13 protein-coding genes and 1 pseudogene are annotated in these 18,967 nt (G+C 74.6%); 6 read left to right on the top strand and 8 right to left on the bottom strand.

The genetic code is table 11. The features are described from left to right. Window positions 1–125: 125 nt before the first annotated feature. Complete coding sequence (locus EBO36_RS05325) at window positions 126–716, top strand: mycothiol transferase (RefSeq protein WP_122823695.1); 591 nt, start codon at window positions 126–128, stop codon at window positions 714–716. 85 nt (window positions 717–801) lie between these two features. On the opposite strand, the gene dusB is transcribed toward EBO36_RS05325, so the two are convergent. From dusB to EBO36_RS05305, 4 genes are all read right to left on the bottom strand, one after another. Then, the gene (gene dusB / locus EBO36_RS05320) at window positions 802–2,076 is read right to left on the bottom strand and encodes a tRNA dihydrouridine synthase DusB (protein WP_465253908.1); all 1,275 of its coding nucleotides are present in this window, start codon (window positions 2,074–2,076) and stop codon (window positions 802–804) included. 53 nt (window positions 2,077–2,129) lie between these two features. Next, a complete protein-coding gene (locus EBO36_RS05315) occupies window positions 2,130–3,560 on the bottom strand; it encodes an Nramp family divalent metal transporter (RefSeq protein WP_122823694.1) in 1,431 nt (476 codons plus the stop codon). 186 nt (window positions 3,561–3,746) lie between these two features. Then, window positions 3,747–5,102: a YibE/F family protein gene (locus EBO36_RS05310; protein ID WP_122823693.1), complete on the bottom strand. Its 1,356-nt coding sequence runs from the start codon at window positions 5,100–5,102 to the stop codon at window positions 3,747–3,749. Window positions 5,103–5,112: 10 nt separating this feature from the next. Continuing rightward, complete coding sequence (locus EBO36_RS05305) at window positions 5,113–6,498, bottom strand: glycine--tRNA ligase (RefSeq protein WP_122823692.1); 1,386 nt, start codon at window positions 6,496–6,498, stop codon at window positions 5,113–5,115. 208 nt (window positions 6,499–6,706) lie between these two features. Here EBO36_RS05305 and EBO36_RS05300 point away from each other — a divergent pair, with 208 nt between their 5' ends. From EBO36_RS05300 to EBO36_RS05280, 5 genes and pseudogenes are all read left to right on the top strand, one after another. Further along, a complete protein-coding gene (locus EBO36_RS05300) occupies window positions 6,707–7,669 on the top strand; it encodes a metal ABC transporter substrate-binding protein (protein ID WP_244925365.1) in 963 nt (320 codons plus the stop codon). Then, on the top strand, window positions 7,657–8,559 hold the full coding sequence (locus tag EBO36_RS05295; protein WP_465253907.1) for a metal ABC transporter ATP-binding protein: 903 nt from the start codon (window positions 7,657–7,659) through the stop codon (window positions 8,557–8,559). Before EBO36_RS05300 ends, EBO36_RS05295 begins: the two co-directional genes overlap by 13 nt. A 26-nt stretch (window positions 8,560–8,585) precedes the next feature. Beyond that, the gene (locus EBO36_RS05290) at window positions 8,586–9,473 is read left to right on the top strand and encodes a metal ABC transporter permease (RefSeq protein WP_122825467.1); all 888 of its coding nucleotides are present in this window, start codon (window positions 8,586–8,588) and stop codon (window positions 9,471–9,473) included. Further along, a pseudogene (locus tag EBO36_RS05285) lies at window positions 9,470–9,865 on the top strand (Fur family transcriptional regulator); the annotation flags it as partial. The gene EBO36_RS05290 and the pseudogene EBO36_RS05285, both read left to right, overlap by 4 nt. Before the next feature lie 172 nt (window positions 9,866–10,037). After that, the gene (locus EBO36_RS05280) at window positions 10,038–10,565 is read left to right on the top strand and encodes a DedA family protein (protein ID WP_164471356.1); all 528 of its coding nucleotides are present in this window, start codon (window positions 10,038–10,040) and stop codon (window positions 10,563–10,565) included. Between the two features lie 215 nt (window positions 10,566–10,780). On the opposite strand, the gene EBO36_RS05275 is transcribed toward EBO36_RS05280, so the two are convergent. The 4 genes from EBO36_RS05275 to EBO36_RS05260 all read right to left on the bottom strand — a co-directional run bounded on the left by EBO36_RS05275 (window position 10,781) and on the right by EBO36_RS05260 (window position 18,861). Next, window positions 10,781–11,557 (bottom strand): isoprenyl transferase, encoded by a 777-nt coding sequence (locus EBO36_RS05275; protein WP_122823688.1) that lies wholly within the window; start codon window positions 11,555–11,557, stop codon window positions 10,781–10,783. Next, entirely contained in the window at window positions 11,554–12,285 is a 732-nt protein-coding gene (recO, locus tag EBO36_RS05270) for a DNA repair protein RecO (protein WP_122823687.1), read from the bottom strand. The genes EBO36_RS05275 and recO overlap by 4 nt, the downstream gene beginning before the upstream one ends. A gap of 151 nt (window positions 12,286–12,436) precedes the next feature. Beyond that, window positions 12,437–14,194: a 2-isopropylmalate synthase gene (gene leuA, locus EBO36_RS05265; RefSeq protein ID WP_122823686.1), complete on the bottom strand. Its 1,758-nt coding sequence runs from the start codon at window positions 14,192–14,194 to the stop codon at window positions 12,437–12,439. A 158-nt stretch (window positions 14,195–14,352) separates the two neighbouring features. Beyond that, window positions 14,353–18,861 (bottom strand): type VII secretion EssC family protein, encoded by a 4,509-nt coding sequence (locus EBO36_RS05260; RefSeq protein WP_122823685.1) that lies wholly within the window; start codon window positions 18,859–18,861, stop codon window positions 14,353–14,355. Window positions 18,862–18,967: the final 106 nt, after the last annotated feature.

The following is an 18,967-nucleotide window of genomic DNA, read 5'->3' as shown; positions in this document are numbered from 1 at the left end:
CGACGGGCAACACGCGGGACGTCGGCGACGAGGCGGGACGAGCGGCACGACGGGCCACGATGCGGGGCGAGCCGCACGACGGGCCACGAGGCGGGACGAGCCGCACGACGGGACAAGGAGCTCCGATGACCGAGACCACCCCTCCGTGGGAGCCGCCCATGGCCGGCACCGAGGCCGAGCAGCTCATCGGCTCCCTCGAACGCCTGCGCACGACGTTCCGGTGGAAGGCCGACGGCCTCGACGCGGCCGGGCTCCAGGCCCGGGTCGGGGCGTCCGCGCTCACGCTCGGCAGCCTGCTCAAGCACCTCGCCGTCGTCGAGGACGACGTCTTCTCGATCCGGCTGCGCGGCGAGGGCATCGGCGAGCCGTGGGAGTCGATCTGGGCCGGGGGCCCGGACTGGCCGTTCACGTCCGCCGTCGACGACGCCCCCGAGGACCTTTACGGGTTCTGGGACGACGCCGTCGAGCGGTCCCGAGCGCGCCTCGCCGAGGCGCTCGCCGCCGGCGGGCTCGACCAGCCGGCGGGCATCACCTTCGACGACGGGCGCAGCCCCAGCGTCCGCCGCCTTCTGTGCGACCTCCTCGAGGAGTACGGCCGGCACACCGGCCACGCCGACCTGCTCCGCGAGAGCGTCGACGGCCGGGTCGGCGAGGACGCGCCCCCGGACTGGCGGCCCGTGAGCGGCCGGGCCACCCTTCCGGGCTCGCGGCCCTGACCCCCGACGCGGTGGGTGCCGCACCGGGCCGGGCCACGCTGCCGGGCCAGCGGGATCTGACCCGCCGCCGGACGTCGCCGGGGGGCTAGCCCCCCGACACCGACAGCTCGGCCTCGGCGAGCATGGCGCGGAGCCGGTCGTCGATGTCCGGCGTCGCCAGCCAGCCGTCCGGCAGGTGCGGGACGCGGGGGCTCCCGGCGCGGCCCCGCGGGCCCTCGGCGCCCTCGCCCGGGTAGGGCTGGTCGAGGTCGAGCGCGGCGAGCCGCTCGTCAAGCTCGGCGAGGCTGCTCACCAGGCCGAGGTCCGCCCGCGCCTGGCCGCCGACGACGTAGCCCTTGAGGTACCACGCCATGTGCTTGCGCAGCTCGCGCAGGGCCTTCGACTCGTCGCCGAAGTGCTCCACCATGAGCTCGCCGTGCCGGCGGATGGTGGCGGCGACCTCCCGCAGACCGGGCCGCACCCGCACGTCGGAACCCGTGAAGCCCGCGATGAGGTCGGTGAACAGCCACGGCCGCCCCTGGCACCCGCGGCCGACGACGACGCCGTCGCACCCGGTCTCGGCGACCATGGCGAGGGCGTCCTCCGCCGACCAGATGTCGCCGTTGCCGAGCACCGGGATGGTGCGCACCGTCTCCTTGAGCCGGCTGATGGTCTCCCACCGGGCCTGGCCGGAGTAGTGCTGGGCCGCCGTGCGGGCGTGCAGCGCGACGGCGGCGACGCCGGCCCGCTCGGCGATCCGCCCGGCGTCGAGGTAGGTGAGGTGCTCGTCGTCGATGCCGATGCGCATCTTCACCGTGACGGGCACCTCGTGGTCACGCCCCGCCGAAGCCTCCCGGGCGGCGGCGACGGCGTCGGTGACGATGGCGGCGAAGAGGTCGCGCTTCCAGGGCAGGGCGGCGCCGCCACCCTTGCGGGTCACCTTGGGGACGGGGCAGCCGAAGTTGAGGTCGACGTGGTCGGCGCGGTCCTCGGCGACGAGGATCCGCACCGCCGCGGCGATGGTCGCCGGGTCCACGCCGTAGAGCTGCACGCTGCGCACCGGCTCCTCGGGGTCGGCCCGGACCATCCGCATCGTCTCCGGCGTGCGCTCGACGAGCGCGCGGGAGGTGACCATCTCGGTGACGTAGAGACCGGCGGGCGCGAAGGTTCCCGGCCGTGGGCCGCGGGGCGAGGTCACGGCGGGGTCCGCCGCCGCCGGTGCTCCGGCGACGGCGGGGTCCACCGTCGCCGGTGTTCCGGCCAGGCCGGCGAGCCCGGCCTCCCGGCACAGCCGGCGGAAGGGCGGGTTGGTCACCCCGGCCATGGGCGCCAGCACGACGGGGCTCGCGAGCTCGATGGGGCCGATCCGTACCGCAGTCACCGGAGCATTCTCCCCCGTGCTCGCCCCGGCGCCCGCACGAGCGGCTCACGTCCTCAGCCGATCTCCACGAGGCCGGTCGAGCTGAGCGCGGTGTAGACGCCGAGCAGGAGGATCGCGACGCCGCTGACGATGATCGCCGCCGTCGCGAACCATCCGCCGCGCAGGTCCGGCTCGACGTACGTCCGGCGCAGGTACCAGGCGGCGATGGCGACCGCGGCGAGGAAGATTCCCCCGGCGACGCCGCCGATGAGGATCATGACGAACGGCGAGGAGATCCACAGGAACGTCAGCAGCCAGACGAGCGGCAGCACGACGATGAAGAACCGCATCCAGCCGTTGCGTCGCGCGCTGTCCGCCCAGTCGAAGACGCCGAGGATGCTCAGGGCGTTGGCCCACGAGCGGGACCACGACGGGATCGCCGCCCAGATCGTCGACCCCAGGGCGGCGAGCGCCCCCACGAGGTAGAGGATCCGGCCCCACTCGCCGAGCACGCTGGCATACGTCTGCGAGAGGACCTCGATCATGTCGTTGCCCTGGGGCACCAGCCCCTGCGGGTGCAGGACGGCGGCGCCCATGACGTAGAAGGACATCGTGCTGACCGTGTAGATCACCCACGCGACGATCGCGTCCTTCTGCATGACGGCGATCCACCCGCGCGCGCGCCGCTTGTAGTCGGCGGAGCCGTCGTTGGGGCCGGACCAGCGGGCGTAGCCCTTCTCCAGGCACCAGTAGGTGTAGGCGGTGATCTCCTCCGAGCCGACGCCGGTGAGGCCGAACATCGCCACGGCGATGCCGATGGCCCCGACGGGCAGGGACAGCGACAGCCCGGAGGCCAGGTCGCCGCCGGAGTAGGCGTACTCCGTCATGGGCAGGCCGAGCGCGATGACCAGGGTGACGGCGACGAACGTCATGGTGAGGAAGACGGCGACCTTCTCGATCACCCCGTACTTGTTGGCGTAGAGCGACGCGATCGCCGCCCCGGTGACGATGACCGCCCAGATCGTCAGCGACGTCGTCTCCAGCGGCGCCGACCCGATGGGCAGGAGGATCGACAGCGCGGCGGCCATGCCGCCGATGAGCCCGCCGGTCTGGATGAGCTTCGAGATCGCCATGAGCGCCCACATGACGAAGACCCAGCTGACCTTGCCGAAGCGGGGCGGCACCCGGTTGTAGCCCTCCATGCCGCCCAGGCCCGTGACGATCGAGTACCGGGCCATCTCCACCTGGACGGCGACCTTGACGAGGGTCGAGAAGATCACCAGCCACAGCAGGACGAAGCCGGCCTCGGCCCCCAGCGCCGTGGCGGTGATGAGCTCCCCGGCTCCGACGATGGACGCGGAGACGATGAGGCCGGGGCCGAAGAAACGGATGGAGCCGCGCCACGTGGTCGGCGGCTCGCGGACGCCGGCGGGATCGAGGCGGTACGGGTCGTCCTGGACGACGGCGGTGTCGGGCTGCTGCGCGGAGCGGGCGGCGGACGACATGACATCTCCTTCGAGGCGAGTCGCGGTCGACACCACGGTATTAGCGTCAGCGGGCGCGGCAGGGTCGCCGCGCGGCGACGTTCGGCGATGCGGCGACGGGCTCAGCGTCCCGGGCAGTCGGTGCAGCGCTCAGCCCCCGGGCGGGCGGTGCAGCGCTCAGCCCTCGACGCCACGACGGCGCCGGGCTCAGCGCCCCGGGCGGGCCGTGCGGACCAGGGCGGCCGCGATCGCCGTCGTCGCCGGGATGGCGAGGACCAGGCCGACCGAGGAGACGAGCGTCCGCACGATCTCCTCGGCGATCTCCCCCGCCATGAGTGTGTCGCCGAACGGGCGGTCGAACAGCCCGGCGACGAGGAGGACGGGCAGGGCCGTCCCGACGTACGCGAACGCCAGCGTGTACACCGTCGAGGCGATGTGGTCGCGGCCGATCCGCATCCCCCGGGTGAGGAGCCGCCGGCGCGGCATCGTCGGGTCGGCGGCGTGCAGCTCCCACACGGCCGATGCCTGGGTGATGGTGACGTCGTTGAGCGCCCCCAGGCCGGCGATGACGATCCCGCACAGGAGCAGGTCACGCAGGTCGAGCCCGGGGAACGTCCCGACGAGCATGAGCGAGGAGTCCGACGTCGCCCCGGTGAGCTGCGCCGAGCGCGTCCCCCACAGGGCCAGCGCCGTCGTCGCCGCGAGGCCGAGGAACGTGCCGAGCAGCGCCGTCGTCGTCCGGATCGAGACGCCGTGGGCGAGGTAGACCGACACGAACATCATCGCGCTCGAGCCGACCAGCGCGACGAGCAGCGGCGGCGAGCCCAGCATGAGGGCGGGCAGGACGAACAGGACGACGACGGCGAGTGAGGACGCCAGCCCCGCCATCGCGGCGAGGCCGCGCCAGCGCGCCACGAGGAGGACGACGACGGCGTAGAGGAGGGCGAGCGCGACCACCGGCGTCGTGCGCTCGAAGTCCCAGAAGACGTACGGGCTCCCCGAGCCGAGCGCCGACGGCGTGAACATGAGCCGGAGGCGGTCGCCGACGTCCACGCCGCTGGAGAGGACCTCGGGCGGCACCTGCACGGGGACGACCTGCCCCTGGCCGACGCCGGTGAGGAGCTCGGCGCGGACCTCCTCCCCGACGGCGTCGGTGATCTCGACGACCTCGGCGGTCTCGATCGTCATGCCCGCCGAGGTGAGCTCGAACGAGCCGACGGGGGTCTCGCCCCGCGGCCACAGCGTGAGGAGCCCGACGACGGTGGCGAGCAGGAGCGGGAGGACGAGGGCGGCGAGGACCACCCGCGCGCGGCGGGCCTCGGCCGGCGGGAGCGGGAGGTCGCCGTGCGCATGGCCGTGCCGCCCCGGGGCGGAGGCGGTCGTCGCTCGGGTCGACGTGGCGCCGTCGGCCCGGGCGGACGTTGTCGCTCGGGTCGACGTGGCGCCGACAGCGCCGGCGGATGCGGCGCTGCCGGCCACCGCATCGCCGTCGGCCCGGCCGGTCGCACCGTGGTGCTCCCGGCCGGGCTGAACGGCGTCGTCGGACCCGGGCGAGGGGGTCATGCCCGGTCGGTCAGGCCCCGAGCAGACGCGCCGCGAGGTAGCCGGCGACCTTGTCCAGGCCCACCCGCTCCTGCGCCATGGTGTCCCGCTCGCGGATGGTCACCGCCTGGTCCTCGAGCGTCTCGAAGTCCACGGTGATGCAGAACGGCGTGCCGATCTCGTCCTGGCGGCGGTAGCGCCGGCCGACCGCCCCGGCGTCGTCGAAGTCGACGTTCCAGTTCTTGCGGAGCTCGGCGGCGAGGTCGCGCGCGATGGGCGAGAGCTGCTCGTTGCGCGAGAGCGGCAGGACCGCCGCCTTGACCGGGGACAGGCGCGGGTCGAGCCGCAGGACGGTCCGCTTGTCGACGCCGCCCTTGGTGTTGGGCGCCTCGTCCTCGGTGTAGGCCTCGACGAGGAACGCCATGAGCGAGCGGGTCAGGCCGGCCGCCGGCTCGATGACGTAGGGCACCCAGCGCTCGTTCTTCGTCTGGTCGAAGTACGACAGGTCCTGGCCGGAGTGCTGCGCGTGAGTCGTGAGGTCGAAGTCGGTGCGGTTGGCGATGCCCTCGAGCTCGCCCCACTCGCTGCCCGTGAACCCGAAGCGGTACTCGATGTCGACCGTGCGCTTGGAGTAGTGGGAGAGCTTCTCCTTGGCGTGCTCGTAGTGGCGCAGGTTCGCCGGGTCGATGCCGAGGTCCGTGTACCAGGACGTGCGGGTGTCGATCCAGTACTGGTGCCACTCCTCGTCCGTGCCGGGCTCGACGAAGAACTCCATCTCCATCTGCTCGAACTCGCGGGTCCGGAAGATGAAGTTGCCGGGGGTGATCTCGTTGCGGAACGACTTGCCGATCTGGCCGATGCCGAACGGCGGCTTCTTCCGCGCCGAGGTCATGACGTTGGCGAAGTTGACGAAGATGCCCTGGGCCGTCTCGGGGCGCAGGTAGTGCAGGCCCGACTCGTCCTCGACGGGGCCGAGGTAGGTCTTGAGCATCATGTTGAAGTCGCGGGGCTCGGTCCACTCGCCGCGGGTGCCGCAGTTGGGGCACGGGATGTCGGCGAGGCCGTTCTCCGGGGCGCGGCCCTTGCGCTCCTCGAACTCCTCGGCGAGCTGGTCGGCGCGGTAGCGCTTGTGGCAGCTGAGGCACTCGGTGAGGGGGTCGCTGAAGACGCCGACGTGGCCCGAGGCCACCCACACCTGGCGGGGCAGGATGACCGAGGAGTCGAGGCCGACGACGTCCTCACGCGCGGTGACCATGGAGCGCCACCACTGGCGCTTGATGTTCTCCTTGAGCTCCACGCCGAGCGGGCCGTAGTCCCAGGCGGAGCGGGTGCCGCCGTAGATCTCGCCGGACGGGAAGACGAACCCCCGCCGCTTGGCGAGGCTGATGACGTTGTCCAGGCGGGTGGGTGCTGCCACGTTTGACTCCTGCTGCTCGGTGGTTCCGCACCTGGCTGGCGCGGACGGTCGTCCCGCGTGACGCGCACGCGGCGGGGGCGCACCGGTGACGGCGCGGGGTCCAACTTACCTACCGCGGGCGCCGGGGCGGGACTCGGCCGCGCGGTGGTCCGCCAGCCCCCTCCCTCCCAGTTGACACTGGTTCTCAATAGCGCTCATACTTCTGCAAATGAGAACCATGTTCATCCGCCGAGCCACCGCGACCGCAGCGGCGACCGCGGCCGTCGTCGCACTGGCCGGCTGCGGCGCGAATGAGTCCGGCGGGTCCGCGGGCGCGTCCGGCGGAGACACCACCCTCGAGGTCGTCACGAGCGTGTACCCGCTCCAGTTCGTCGCCGAGCGGGTCGGTGGCGAGTACGTCGACGTCGCCTCCCTCCTGCCGGCGCAGGGCGATGCCCACAACGTCGAGCTCTCCCCCCGCGAGGTCGCCGACCTCGAGGCGGCGGACCTCGTCGTCACCGTCTCGGGGCTGCAGCCCGCGGTCGACGACGCCGTCGCCGTCGCCGGTCTGACGGCCTACGACGCGGCGGACGACGCCGATCTCCACCCCGCCGACGAGCTGGGTCACACCGACGACACCGACGAGATCACCGAGCACGACCACGATCACGGCAGCGTCGACCCGCACTTCTGGCTCGACCCCGAGCGGCTCGCCACGGTCACCGGCGCCCTGGCCGAGGAGCTCGCGGCCCTGGACCCCGACCACGCCGACACCTTCCGCGCGAACGCCGCCGCGCTCGAGGAGGAGCTGACGGCGCTCGAGGAGGAGTACCGCACCGGCCTGGCCGCGTGCCCGAGCGAGACGATCGTCGTCGCCCACGAGGCGTACGGCTACCTCGCCGACCGGTACGGCCTGCACCAGGAAGGGGTCGCCGGCATCGACCCGGAGACCGAGCCCTCCCCCGCGCGCCTCGCCGAGATCGGCGACATCGTCGAGGACGAGGGCGTGAGCACGATCTTCGTCGAGTCCGCCGTCGCCCCCGCCGTCTCCGAGGCCCTGGCCGAGGACCTCGGCGTGAGCACCGCCGTCCTCGACCCGCTCGAGGTCCAGCAGGACCCCGACGCCGACTACCTCGACGTCATGCGCGCGAACCTCGACGCGCTCCGCACCGCGCTGGGGTGTGCGGCGTGAGCGCCCCGGTGCCCGGCAGCGCCGCGCCGGCCAGCCCCGCCACGCCGACCAGCCCCGCCGCGCCGACCAGCCCCGCCACGCCGATCAGCCCCGCCACGCCGACCAGCGCGACCACGCCACCCGTCCGAGCCCGGGGCCTCACCGTGCGCATGGGCGCGTCGACGATCCTCCACGGCGTCGACGTCGCCGTCGCCGACGGGGAGATGGTGGCGCTCCTCGGCGCGAACGGCTCCGGAAAGTCCACGCTGGTCAAGGCCCTGGTCGGGGTCGTCCCCGTCGCCACCGGCCGTGCGGAGCTCTTCGGCGTCGACGTCGCGACCGCCCCCCGTCGCGTCCCGTGGCAGCGGGTGGGCTACGTGCCCCAGCGGGTGAGTGCGGCCTCCGGTGTGCCGGCGACGGCGCTCGAGGTCGTCGAGTCCGGCCTGCTCGGCGGGGGCCGGCTCCGCGTCGGCCGCGCCGGCCGCGAGCGCGCCCGCGCCGCGCTCGCCGAGGTCGGCCTGGCCGACCGCGCGGGCGAGAGCGTGCAGATCTTCTCCGGCGGGCAGCAGCAGCGCGTCCTCATTGCGCGCGCCCTGGTCCGCGACCCCGACCTCCTCCTCCTCGACGAGCCGTTTGCCGGGATCGACCAGGCCTCCAAGGAGTCCCTCGCCGGGACCCTGGCGACCCTGCACGGGCGCGGCACCGCCGTCCTCGTCGTCCTCCACGAGCTCGGCGACCTCGCCGGCCTCATCGAGCGCGCCGTCGTCCTGCGCCACGGCCGCGTCGTGCACGACGGCGCCCCACCCCACCCGGCGCGCGGGCACGACGACCCCGCGCACGACCACGTCCACCCCCATGCCGACGAGGCGCCGCGCGCCCACGAGGCACCTGAGCTGAGGGTGGAGCTGTGATCGCCGTGCTCGAGTCCCTGCCCGCCATGCTCGCGAGCCCGCTCATGCAGCGCGCGCTCGTCGTCGCCGTCCTCGTCGGCATCGCCGCGCCCGTCATGGGGACCTACCTCGTCCAGCGCCGCCTCGCGCTCCTCGGGGACGGCCTCGGGCACATGGCGCTCACCGGCGTCGCCGTGGGCTGGCTCGTCGGCAACGCCGCGAACCTCACCCCGCACGACGCCCTCGCGGTGCCGGGCGCCGTCGTCGCCGCCGTCATCGGCTCGGTGATCATCGAGGTGGTCCGCGCCAAGGGCCGTACCAGCGGTGACGTCGCCCTCGCCCTCCTCTTCTACGGCGGGATCGCCGGCGGCGTGGTCCTCATCGGCCTCGCCGGCGGCACGACGGCGAACCTCACCGGCTACCTCTTCGGCTCCATCTCGACGGTGACGACGCTCGACCTGTGGCTCACGGTCGTGCTCGCCGTCGTCATCCTCGGTGTGGGGCTCGGCCTGCGCCCGGCCCTGTTCTCGCTCTCGCACGACGAGGAGTTCGCCCGGGCCAGCGGCCTGCCGGTGCGCCTGCTCAACATCACCGTCGCCGTGATGGCGGCGCTGACGGTGTCGGTGGCGATGCGGGTGGTCGGCGTCCTGCTCGTCTCCGCGGTCATGATCGTCCCCGTCGCGACCGCGCAGCTCCTCACGCGGTCGTTCCGGATGACGATGGCGCTGGCGATGGTCATCGGCGTGGCCGTGTCCGTCGTCGGGCTCTCCCTCACCTACACCTACCCCCTCTCCCCGGGCGCGACCATCGTCATCCTCGCCATCGCGACGTACGCCGTCGTGTCGGTCGTGCGCCCGCTGCTGCCCCGGGCGCGCCGCGGCGGCGACCCGCACCCGGACGTGGAGGACGACGTCGAGCTGGAGGTGGCCCGATGAGCCAGCAGCGCATGACCCGCCAGCGCGCCGCGGTGACCGGCCTGCTCGAGGGGACCGGCGACTTCCGCAGCGCGCAGCAGATCCACGAGACGCTGCGCAGCCGGGGCGAGAACGTCGGCCTCGCCACGGTGTACCGCTCGCTCCAGGCCATGGCCGACGCCGGCGACGTCGACGTCCTGCGGGGCGACGACGGCGAGGCGCGGTACCGCATGTGCCTCACCCGCCAGCACCACCACCACCTCGTGTGCCGCTCGTGCGGGACGACGGCGGAGATCAGCGGCGCGGGCGTCGAGGAGTGGGCGACGCGGATGGCGGCCGAGCACGGGTTCGTCGACGTCGACCACACCGTCGACCTCTTCGGCACGTGCGCCGGGTGCGCCCGCGGCGCGGAGGGCGGGGCCTCTCGCTCGGCCCGTGCGGAGGGCGCCCCCTCGGACGCTGCCAGCGCCGGGGCGGCGGCCGGTACGGGGGCGCCGGCCGGTGCCAGGGCGGCGGCCGAGGCCAGTGCCGCTGCGGGGACCGCGGCGGCGGGCGAGCGTGCGGCGGTTCCACCGAGGTCCGCGCGTGCCTGACTACCTCGCGAGCTGGCCGTTCTGGCTGGTGTTCGTCTTCCTCTACCTGGGTGCCACGCTGCGCGGGCAGGCGACCTACTGGCTCGGACGCATCGTCACCGAGCAGACCCTGCGCCGCGTCCACCCCAGGACGGGCTGGCGCCGTCGGGTCGCGCAGACCCTCGCGGGTGACGGCACCCAGCGCGGCGTCGCGGCCATCCGCCGGTGGGGCCTCGTGGCGATCCCCTTCGCCTACCTCACCGTCGGGTTCCAGAGCATGGTCCTCGCCGCGGCGGGCGTGCTCCGTGTGCCCTGGGTCCCCTTCACCCTCGCCCAGCTGCCCGGCGCCCTGGCGTGGGCGGCGATCTACTCCACCGTGGGCTTCGCCGTGTGGAACGCCGCGATCGCTGCGGCCGCGGGCTCGCCCTGGGGGATCGCGACGGTCGTCGCGATCGTGGGCGGCGTCGTCGGCGTGGTCGTGGTGCGCCGGCGCCGGGTGCGCCGCGCCGAGGCGGCCGACGACGCCCCCCTCCCGTCGTGATCATGCAGAGACGCTGACGCCCCCTCCCGCCGTGATCATGCAGAAGCGCTGACGCCCCGACCCGTGGCGATCGTGCAGAAGCGCTCGCGCCCCCCTCCCGTCGCGATCATGCAGAAACGCTGGGCCGTCAGCGCCGGTGGTGCTGCACGGTCACCGACCAGTACCGGACGCACCAGCGTTTCTGCACGATCACGAGGGTGAGGCCTGCGCCCGGGCTACTCCGCCGCGGGCGTGTCGATCGCGCCGCCGTAGCGGCGGTCCCGGGAGGCGTAGATCTCCACCGCCCGCCACAGGCTGCGGCGGTCGACGTCGGGCCACGGCTCGTCGAGGAACACGAGCTCGGCGTACGCCGACTGCCACAGCAGGAAGTTCGACGTGCGCTGCTCCCCCGACGTGCGGATGAACAGGTCGACGTCGGGCATGTCGGGCTCGTCGAGGTAGCGGGCCACGGTCCGCTCGGTGACGCGGTCCGGGCGCAGCCGCCCGGCGGCGACCTCCTCGGCGATGGCGCGGGCCGCGTCGGCGATCTCGGCCCGCCCGCCGTAGTTCACGCACATCGTCAGCGTGCACACGTCGTTGCCGGCGGTGAGCCGCTCGGCCTCCTCGAGCTCGTTGATGACCGAGCGCCACAGGCGGGGCCGGCGCCCGGCCCAGCGCACCCGCACGCCCCACTCGTTCATCTCGTCGCGGCGTCGGCGGATGACGTCGCGGTTGAATCCCATGAGGAAGCGGACCTCGTCGGGCGAGCGCTTCCAGTTCTCGGTGGAGAAGGCGTACGCGGAGATGTGCGTGACGCCGATCTCGATGGCCCCGGCAACGACGTCGAGCAGGGACGCCTCCCCGGCCCGGTGCCCCTCGACGCGGGGCAGGCCGCGCGCGTTGGCCCACCGGCCGTTGCCGTCCATGACGATGGCCACGTGCTTGGGCACGAACCGCGGGTCGATCGCCGGGGGACGCGCACCCGAGGGGTGCGGCGGCGGGGGGACGCTCATACCCGCTCCACGTGACGTAGGGAGCGCAGCTGGCGCTCGAGGTGGTACTGCAGGTGCGCGGCCACGAGCCCGGACGCCTCGCGCCGGTGGCGCTCGTCGCTGGCGTCCGCGGTGGACCACTCGCCGGAGAGCAACGCGCCGAGCAGCTCGAACGTCTGCGGCGCGGGGGCCGCCGAGCCGGGCGGTCGGCACCCGTCGCACACCGCCCCGCCGGCGGAGACGTTGAAGGAGTGGTGCGGTCCCTGCCGCCCGCAGCGCGCGCAGTCGACGAAGCTCGGCGCCCACCCGGCGACGGCCAGCGAGCGCAGGAGGTAGGAGTCGAGGACCAGCGGCGCGGCGTGGCGCTTGGTGGCCAGGGCGTGGAGCGCGCCGACGAGGAGGAGGTACTGCTGCGGCGCGGGGTCCTTCTCCACCTCCGTGAGGCGCTCGGCCGTCTCCGCCATCACCGTCGCCGTCGTGTACAGCGAGTAGTCCTGGCCGATGGCGCGCCCGTAGGGCTCGATGGTCTGGACCTGCGTGACGACGTCGAGGCTGCGCCCGAGGTGGAGCTGGACGTCGACGAGCCCGAACGGCTCGAGGCGGGCCCCGAACTTCGACGACGTCCGGCGAACGCCCTTGCCCACGGCGCGCACCCGGCCGTTGGCCCGGGTGAGGAGCGTGATGATGCGGTCCGCCTCACCGAGCTTCTGGGCCCGGAGCACGACGGCCTCGTCCCGGTAGAGCTTCACCCGGCCATTCTCCCCTACGATCACCGGTTGCCCGCGGCTACCCGCGCCGGGGAGCGTGATCCGGTGCGCGGGCCCGACGGCGCAGACGTCCCCGACGGCGCGGCGCCGGGCCCGACGGCGCAGACGTCCCGCCGTCGGGCCCGCGCCGGTGTCAGCGCAGCGCGCGGTTGACCGCCGAGACGATGGCCTTGAAGGACGCCGTCGTGATGGACGGGTCGATGCCCACGCCCCAGAGCACCTGGCCGTCGACCTCGCACTCGACGTAGGCCGCCGCGCTGGCGTCACCGCCGGTGGACAGGGCGTGCTCGGCGTAGTCGAGGACGTCGACGCGCACGCCCAGGTCGGCGAACGCGTTGGTGAAGGCCTTGACCGGGCCGTTGCCCGTGGCGGCGAGGACCTTCTCGGTGCCGTCCTCGACCATCGTCAGGGTGAGCGTCGCGTCCTGGCCCTCGCCGGCGGAGGTGAGCGTCGTGCCGCGCAGGGCGTAACGGCCCCAGGGGCTCAGGCCGGACTCCGGCGTCGCCGGCAGGTACTCGTCGGAGAAGATCGTCCACAGCCGCTCGGCGCTGATCTCGCCGCCGTAGGCGTCGGTGTGCCGCTGGACGATCGCGCTGAGCTCGATCTGGAGCCGGCGCGGCAGGTCGAGCGCGCGGGTGCTCGAGAGCAGGTACGCCACGCCCCCCTTGCCGGACTGCGAGTTGACCCGGACGACCGCCTCGTAGCTGCGCCCGACGTCGTGCGGGTCGACGGGCAGGTAGGGCACCTCCCAGAGGACGGCGCTCGCGTCGCCGTCGGCCGCGGCCACCCGGTCCGCCCGGACGGCGAAGCCCTTCTTGATGGCGTCCTGGTGGGAGCCGGAGAAGGCGGTGTAGACGAGGTCGCCGCCGTAGGGGTGGCGCGGGTGGACGTCCATCTGGGTGCACTGCTCGACGGTCCGGCGGATCTCGTCGATGTCGGAGAAGTCGATCTGCGGGTCGATGCCCTGGCTGAAGAGGTTGAGCCCGAGCGTGACGAGGTCGACGTTGCCGGTCCGCTCGCCCTGGCCGAACAGGCAGCCCTCGACGCGGTCGGCGCCGGCGAGGACGGCGAGCTCGGCCGAGGCGACGGCGGTGCCGCGGTCGTTGTGCGGGTGGACCGAGACGGCGACGAACTCCCGGCGGGAAAGGTTGCGGCTCATCCACTCGATCTGGTCGGCGTAGACGTTGGGCGTCGCGCGCTCGACCGTGGCGGGGAGGTTGAGGACGATCTCGCGCCCGCCGTCGGGCTGCCAGACGTCCATGACGGCCTCGCACACCTCGAGGGCGTACTCGAGCTCGGTGTCGACGAAGATCTCCGGGGAGTACTCGTACCCGAAGACCGTGTCGGGGTCGAGGATCTTCTCGGCGTAGGCGAGGACGTCCCGCGTCCCGGCGACGGCGAGCTCCTTGGTGGCCTCGCGGTCGTTGCGGAAGACGATGTCGCGGAAGACCGGCGCGGTGGCGTTGTAGAGGTGGACGGTCGCCCGCGGCGCACCGACGAGGGAGGTCACGGTGCGCTCGATGAGCTCGGTGCGGGCCTGGGTGAGGACCGAGACGGTGACGTCCTCGGGGATCGCGCCGGTCTCGACGAGCGAGCGGACGAAGTCGAAGTCCGCCTGGCTGGCGGCGGGGAAACCGATCTCGATCTCCTTGTAGCCCATGCGGACGAGGAGGTCGAACATGCGGCGCTTGCGGGTGGGGTCCATGGGCTCGATGAGCGCCTGGTTCCCGTCCCGCAGGTCGGTGGAGAGCCAGCGCGGGGCCGCCGCCATGCGGCGGGTGGGCCACTGGCGGTCCGGGAGGTCGACACCGTTGGTGTCGAGGAACGGGCGGTACTTGCGGATCGGCATGCTCGACGGCTGCTGAGCATTGCTCGGGGGGCGGGTCTTCATCGTGGTCCTTCGGCTCGAGTTCTCCTGGGCCGGGCACGACGGTCGCCGCAACGAGGGGCCGGCCGTCAGTGGGCCTCGTCGCGGCACAGAAGGAGCAGGCGCCCCAGCACAGCACGCATGGCGTGAACCCTAGCGCACGTCACGGCGTGATCATCGGGTCAGGGCGCGAGCGGCAGCTGCACGCGCCGCACCGTGGCGCGGTCGACGACCAGCCCCCGCCCCACCACGAAGTCCCGGCGCGCCACCCTCGGGAAGGCGGTGCGGAACAGCACGTCGCCCTCGATCTGATCGGGCTGGAGCGCCAGGCCGCGCCGGCCGCTGCGGATCTCGGCGACGAGCGGCCAGGAGGAGCCCCACGTGCTCGTGTCGCCCTCGGCGATGACGAAGTGCTCGTTGCGCTTCGCCGCCCTGATGAGCTCGGTGAGCGGGCCCTCCGCCGGGGTGGAGAGGAAGTCGGCGAGGGCCTCGACGACGACGACGGTCCCCACCTGGCCCTCGGGCGGCGGTTCGGCGACGTCGGCCAGCGCCGCCCTCGCGACCTCGGCCACCTCGGTGGCGCCCGTGGCGGCGCGCGCCCAGCCGCCCATCCCCCGCAACGCCGAGCGGCGCGCGCCGAGGTAGACGACCCGCGCCTCGGGCCGGGCGCGCCGCACCGACTCCACGAGCCAGCGCAGCGCGTTGGTCCGCCCGGACTGCGGCGGGCCGGCGAGGAGGAAGGTCCCGGCGGGCTCGACGCCGAGGGGCGCCAGGGTGTCGTCGGCGACGCCGAGCACCGGCAGGCCGTCGACCGCGGCGGGGAGCTCCTCGGCGGGCACGATCTCGGGCAGGCGCCCCACCGGCGGGGCGAGAGCGGCAGCGGCTCCGGCTCCGGTGCGGCGCAGGGTCGCGGAGAGGTGCTCGACGGCGCGGACCTGCTCGGCGAGGGTCGCCGAGCCGCCGAGCACGGCGACCTGCATCTCCAGGCCGTCGGGGCTGATCGCCCGGCCCGGGGGCGCGCCGGCGTCGAGGACGTCCTTGGGGGCGCCGAGCACGAGGTAGCCGCCCTCGTCCACCTGACGCATGACGACCCGGCGGGACAGGCTGCCGGCGACCGAGGACGGTACCGCGCCGGGACGGTCCGCCGTCACCGCCACGTGCACGCCGGTGCCACGGCCGTCGACGAGGAGCTGGAGGAAGACCTGGTACCAGGGGCTGCGGCCGGGGGCCGTCTCCCAGGCGGTCCGGAACGCGCCGAACCCGTCGACGAGCAGGAGGAGCCGCGGCTCGTCGGGGCGGGCGGCGATCCGCCGGTACTCCTCGACGGTGCTCGCCCGGGCGGCGGCGTAGCGCGCCGACCGCTCCTCGACGGTCTCGCGCAGCCGGCGCAGCAGCCGCTGGATCCGCTCGGCGTCCTCGCCGTCGATGACGGCGCCCACGTGCGGCAGCCCCTCGAGCGCGGCGAGGCCGCCGGAGGAGAAGTCCAGGCCGTACACGTGCACCGGACCGCCCTGCGGGGTGATGCCGGCCGCGACGGCGAGGGTGCGCAGCGCCGTCGACTTGCCGGAGCCGACCGCCCCGTAGAACGCGATGTTGCCCTCGACGTCGGGCCGGTAGTACGCGGTCACCTGGCGCTGGCGGGCGGGGTCGTCGACCACCCCGAGGACGAGCGCGGCGTCCGTGCGGGGGCCGAGGGCGCCGAGGTCCTGGACGGGCGCCAGCGTGGGCAGCCACGGCTTGCGGGGCTCGGGCACGCCGCCGGCGCGGGCGGCCGCGCTCACCGACTCCACCAGCCGGGCGATGTCGGCGGGGCCCGCGTCGGTGGGACCCTCCCGCGCGCCGCGCTCGGGGTCGGCCGGCGGCTCCCACCGCGTGCCGGTGCCCATGACGAGGGACTCGACGTCGACCTGCGCCCGGGGGTGCGCGTCGGCGGTGCGGCCACCGGCGTACGCGGCCTGGAACAGCGTGACCCGCCCGGGGCCGGTGCGTGCGGCCCCCCGGCCGGGGATCGCCGGGTCGAACCCCGCGGCGACCGGCAGCCCGAGGACGTCGTGCGAGTCGGACGCGTCGTTCATCCGCAGGGCGACGCGCAGGTGGGTGTTGGCGCGCAGGTTGTCGCGGATCACGCCGGCGGGGCGCTGCGTCGCGAGGACCAGGTGCAGGCCGAGCGACCGGCCGCGCTGGGCGACGTCGACGACGCCGTCGACGAACTCCGGCACCTCGGTGGCCAGCGCCGCGAACTCGTCGACGACGACGACGAGGCTCGGCGGGCACGCCGGGTCCCCCGTGCGCTCCAGGGTGAGGAGGTCCTTGGCGCCCCTGCGGCCGAGGAGCCGCTCGCGGTGGCGGAGCTCCGCCCGCAGGGACGTGAGGGCGCGGCGCACGAGGTGCGGGGACAGGTCGGTGACGAGGCCGACGGCGTGCGGCAGGTCGACGCAGTCGGCGAAGGCCGAACCGCCCTTGTAGTCGACGAAGAGGAACGTCACCCGGTCGGGGCTGTACGCGGTCGCCATGCCGAGGACCCACGCCTGGAGGAACTCGCTCTTGCCCGCGCCGGTGGTGCCGCCGACGAGCGCGTGCGGGCCTTGCGTGCGCAGGTCGAGGGTGAAGGGCTCGGTGGCCCCCTGGCCGACGAGCGCCCGGAGCGTGGCGTCGTGGCGGCGGCGCCGGGGCGGGCTCCCGTCGCGCGGCACCAGGGAGCCGTTCTCGCGCCAGCGGTCGAGGACCGCCGTCGGGCCCTGCGCGGTCTCCGGTCCGGCGAGCGCGAGGAAAGAGACCCGCGCGGGCAGGTCGGAGGCGCCGTCCACCGGGGCGCCGGCGTCGACGACGGCGGCGAGGTGCCGGCCCAGCGCCATCGCGGCGTCGGCGTCGAGCACCTCGCAGTGCAGGGGCTGGACCGTCGAGGCCGCCTGGACGTACCCGGCCGCGCCGTCCGGGCCGGCGGCACCGACGGCGACGAAGGTCCGGCACGCGGCCGGGAGCCGGTCGAGCCTGGCCGCGCACCACAGGACGTGGACGCCGACGGCGGGCCCTTCCTCGGCGATCCGCACCAGGCGGCCCCGCTCGACCGGGGCGTCGTCCTCGACGAGGAGCACGACGACCGGCAGCGGACCGCCGGAGCGGTCCTCGCGCTGGGCCCGGCGGGCATCGAGGAGCGCCTCGAGGCGCGAGACGAGGTGGGCGACACCCGCCTGGTGCGAGCCGATGTGGGCGCCCTCGACCGGGGAGTGCGCCGAGCCCACGTGGGGCAGCCACTTGGTCCAGTCCCACCGGGCGGCGCTGGCCGCCGACGTCGCCACGGTGAGGACGAGCTCGGCCGGGGAGTGCAGGGTGACGAGCTCGGCGAGGACCGCACGGGCCACGCCGTCGACGCCGCTGCGGGGGCCGGCGAGGCCGAGGGCGCCGCACTCGCGCAGCCGGGCGGTCGCCGGGACGTCGTCGACCGTGGCGAGGTCGCGCCTGAGGGCCAGCACCCGGTCCCAGCACTCCGGCGTGGACCTGCCGCGGACGGGCAGCGTGATGGTGGCGCGCGAGGGCAGCGTCCCCAGGCCCAGCCGCACCTCGAGGAAGGTCTCGTGCTCGGGCCGGCGGCTCCACAGCAGCGGCTCGAGGGCGAGGGCGGCGGCGGTCGCCTCGCCCACGGAGGGGGACTCACGCCGGCGGGCGGCGCGCTCGGCGTCCCGCTCGCCCTCGCGCTCGGCGCGCACGGCGTCGAGCGTCTGCGTGAACCGCGCCACGGCGGCGCGGTAGGTGCGGGCGCCGGTGACCCGCTGGTCGAGGACGTGGCCGGCCATCATGAGCGGCATCATCGCGAGGAAGACGAGGCTGAGGGCGTCACGCCCCGTGGCGAGGAGCGCCGGCACCATGAGGAGCGGCGCGAGGAGCATGACGACGGGGACGCGCGAGGGCGTGGGCGGGTCGGGCGGCGTGGGTGCCTCGACCTCCTCCCCCGCGTAGCGCGGGGCGACGCGGGGTGAGCGGTTGAAGGCCACCTGGGCGGCGTCGAGCGCGGCGGGTCGGCCGGCGGCGATGCGCGTGACACGCAGGGTGGTGCCGCCCAGCGCGACGGTGTCCTGCGGGAGCAGGGCGGCGCGCTGGACGAGGCCGTCGCCCAGCAGCAGGCCGTTGGCGGAGCGGAGGTCGACGATCTCGACGAGGTCCGTCACCACGAGCCGGGCGTGCTCCTGGGAGACGGTGGGGTCGGACAGCCGGACGTCGCAGCCGCGGCCCCGGCCGATGACCGTCGTGCCCTCGGGCAACGGGATGACGAGGCCCGCGTCGGGACCCTCAAGGACCTCGAGGCGGGCGGCCGGCGCCGGCTCGGCCCGGGCACCGGTCGGGCTCGGCCGCGCGAGGGAGACGACCGATCCGGAGCGCACCGTCTCCGCGGCGACGGCCTCGGGGGCGAGCATGTGGGGCTGGCCAGGGGCGCCGGCCGGCCCGTGCAGGCACAGGGTGAGGGGGTCCTGACCACCCAGGCCGCCGACGCCCGCGCCGCTCGCTCCCCCGCCGCTGGCCGTGCCGGCGCCCCTGCCAGCTGTACCCCCGCCGACCGCAGCGAGGGCGGCCCCGGTCGGGTCGCTGTCGGCCACCCGCCGGGCCACGTCACCGACGGTCGCGGTCCCGTCCACGGTCACGGCGAGGTCCACCGGCTCCGCGGCCGCCCGCAGCAGCGTCAGCGTGATGCGCATCGGCTCGACGCTCCTTCCCGAGGGAAACCCGGCGACCGCCGCGAGCGTAGCCATCGACGCCGGTCCACCGCCGCGCGCCTACGCGTGGCGGTGGACAACGGCGGAT

The organism is Georgenia faecalis, assembly GCF_003710105.1.
Lineage (GTDB): Bacteria > Actinomycetota > Actinomycetes > Actinomycetales > Actinomycetaceae > Georgenia_A > Georgenia_A faecalis.
The sequence above is the reverse complement of the archived record's forward strand: the minus strand, read 5'-3'. Positions and strand labels throughout refer to the sequence as shown.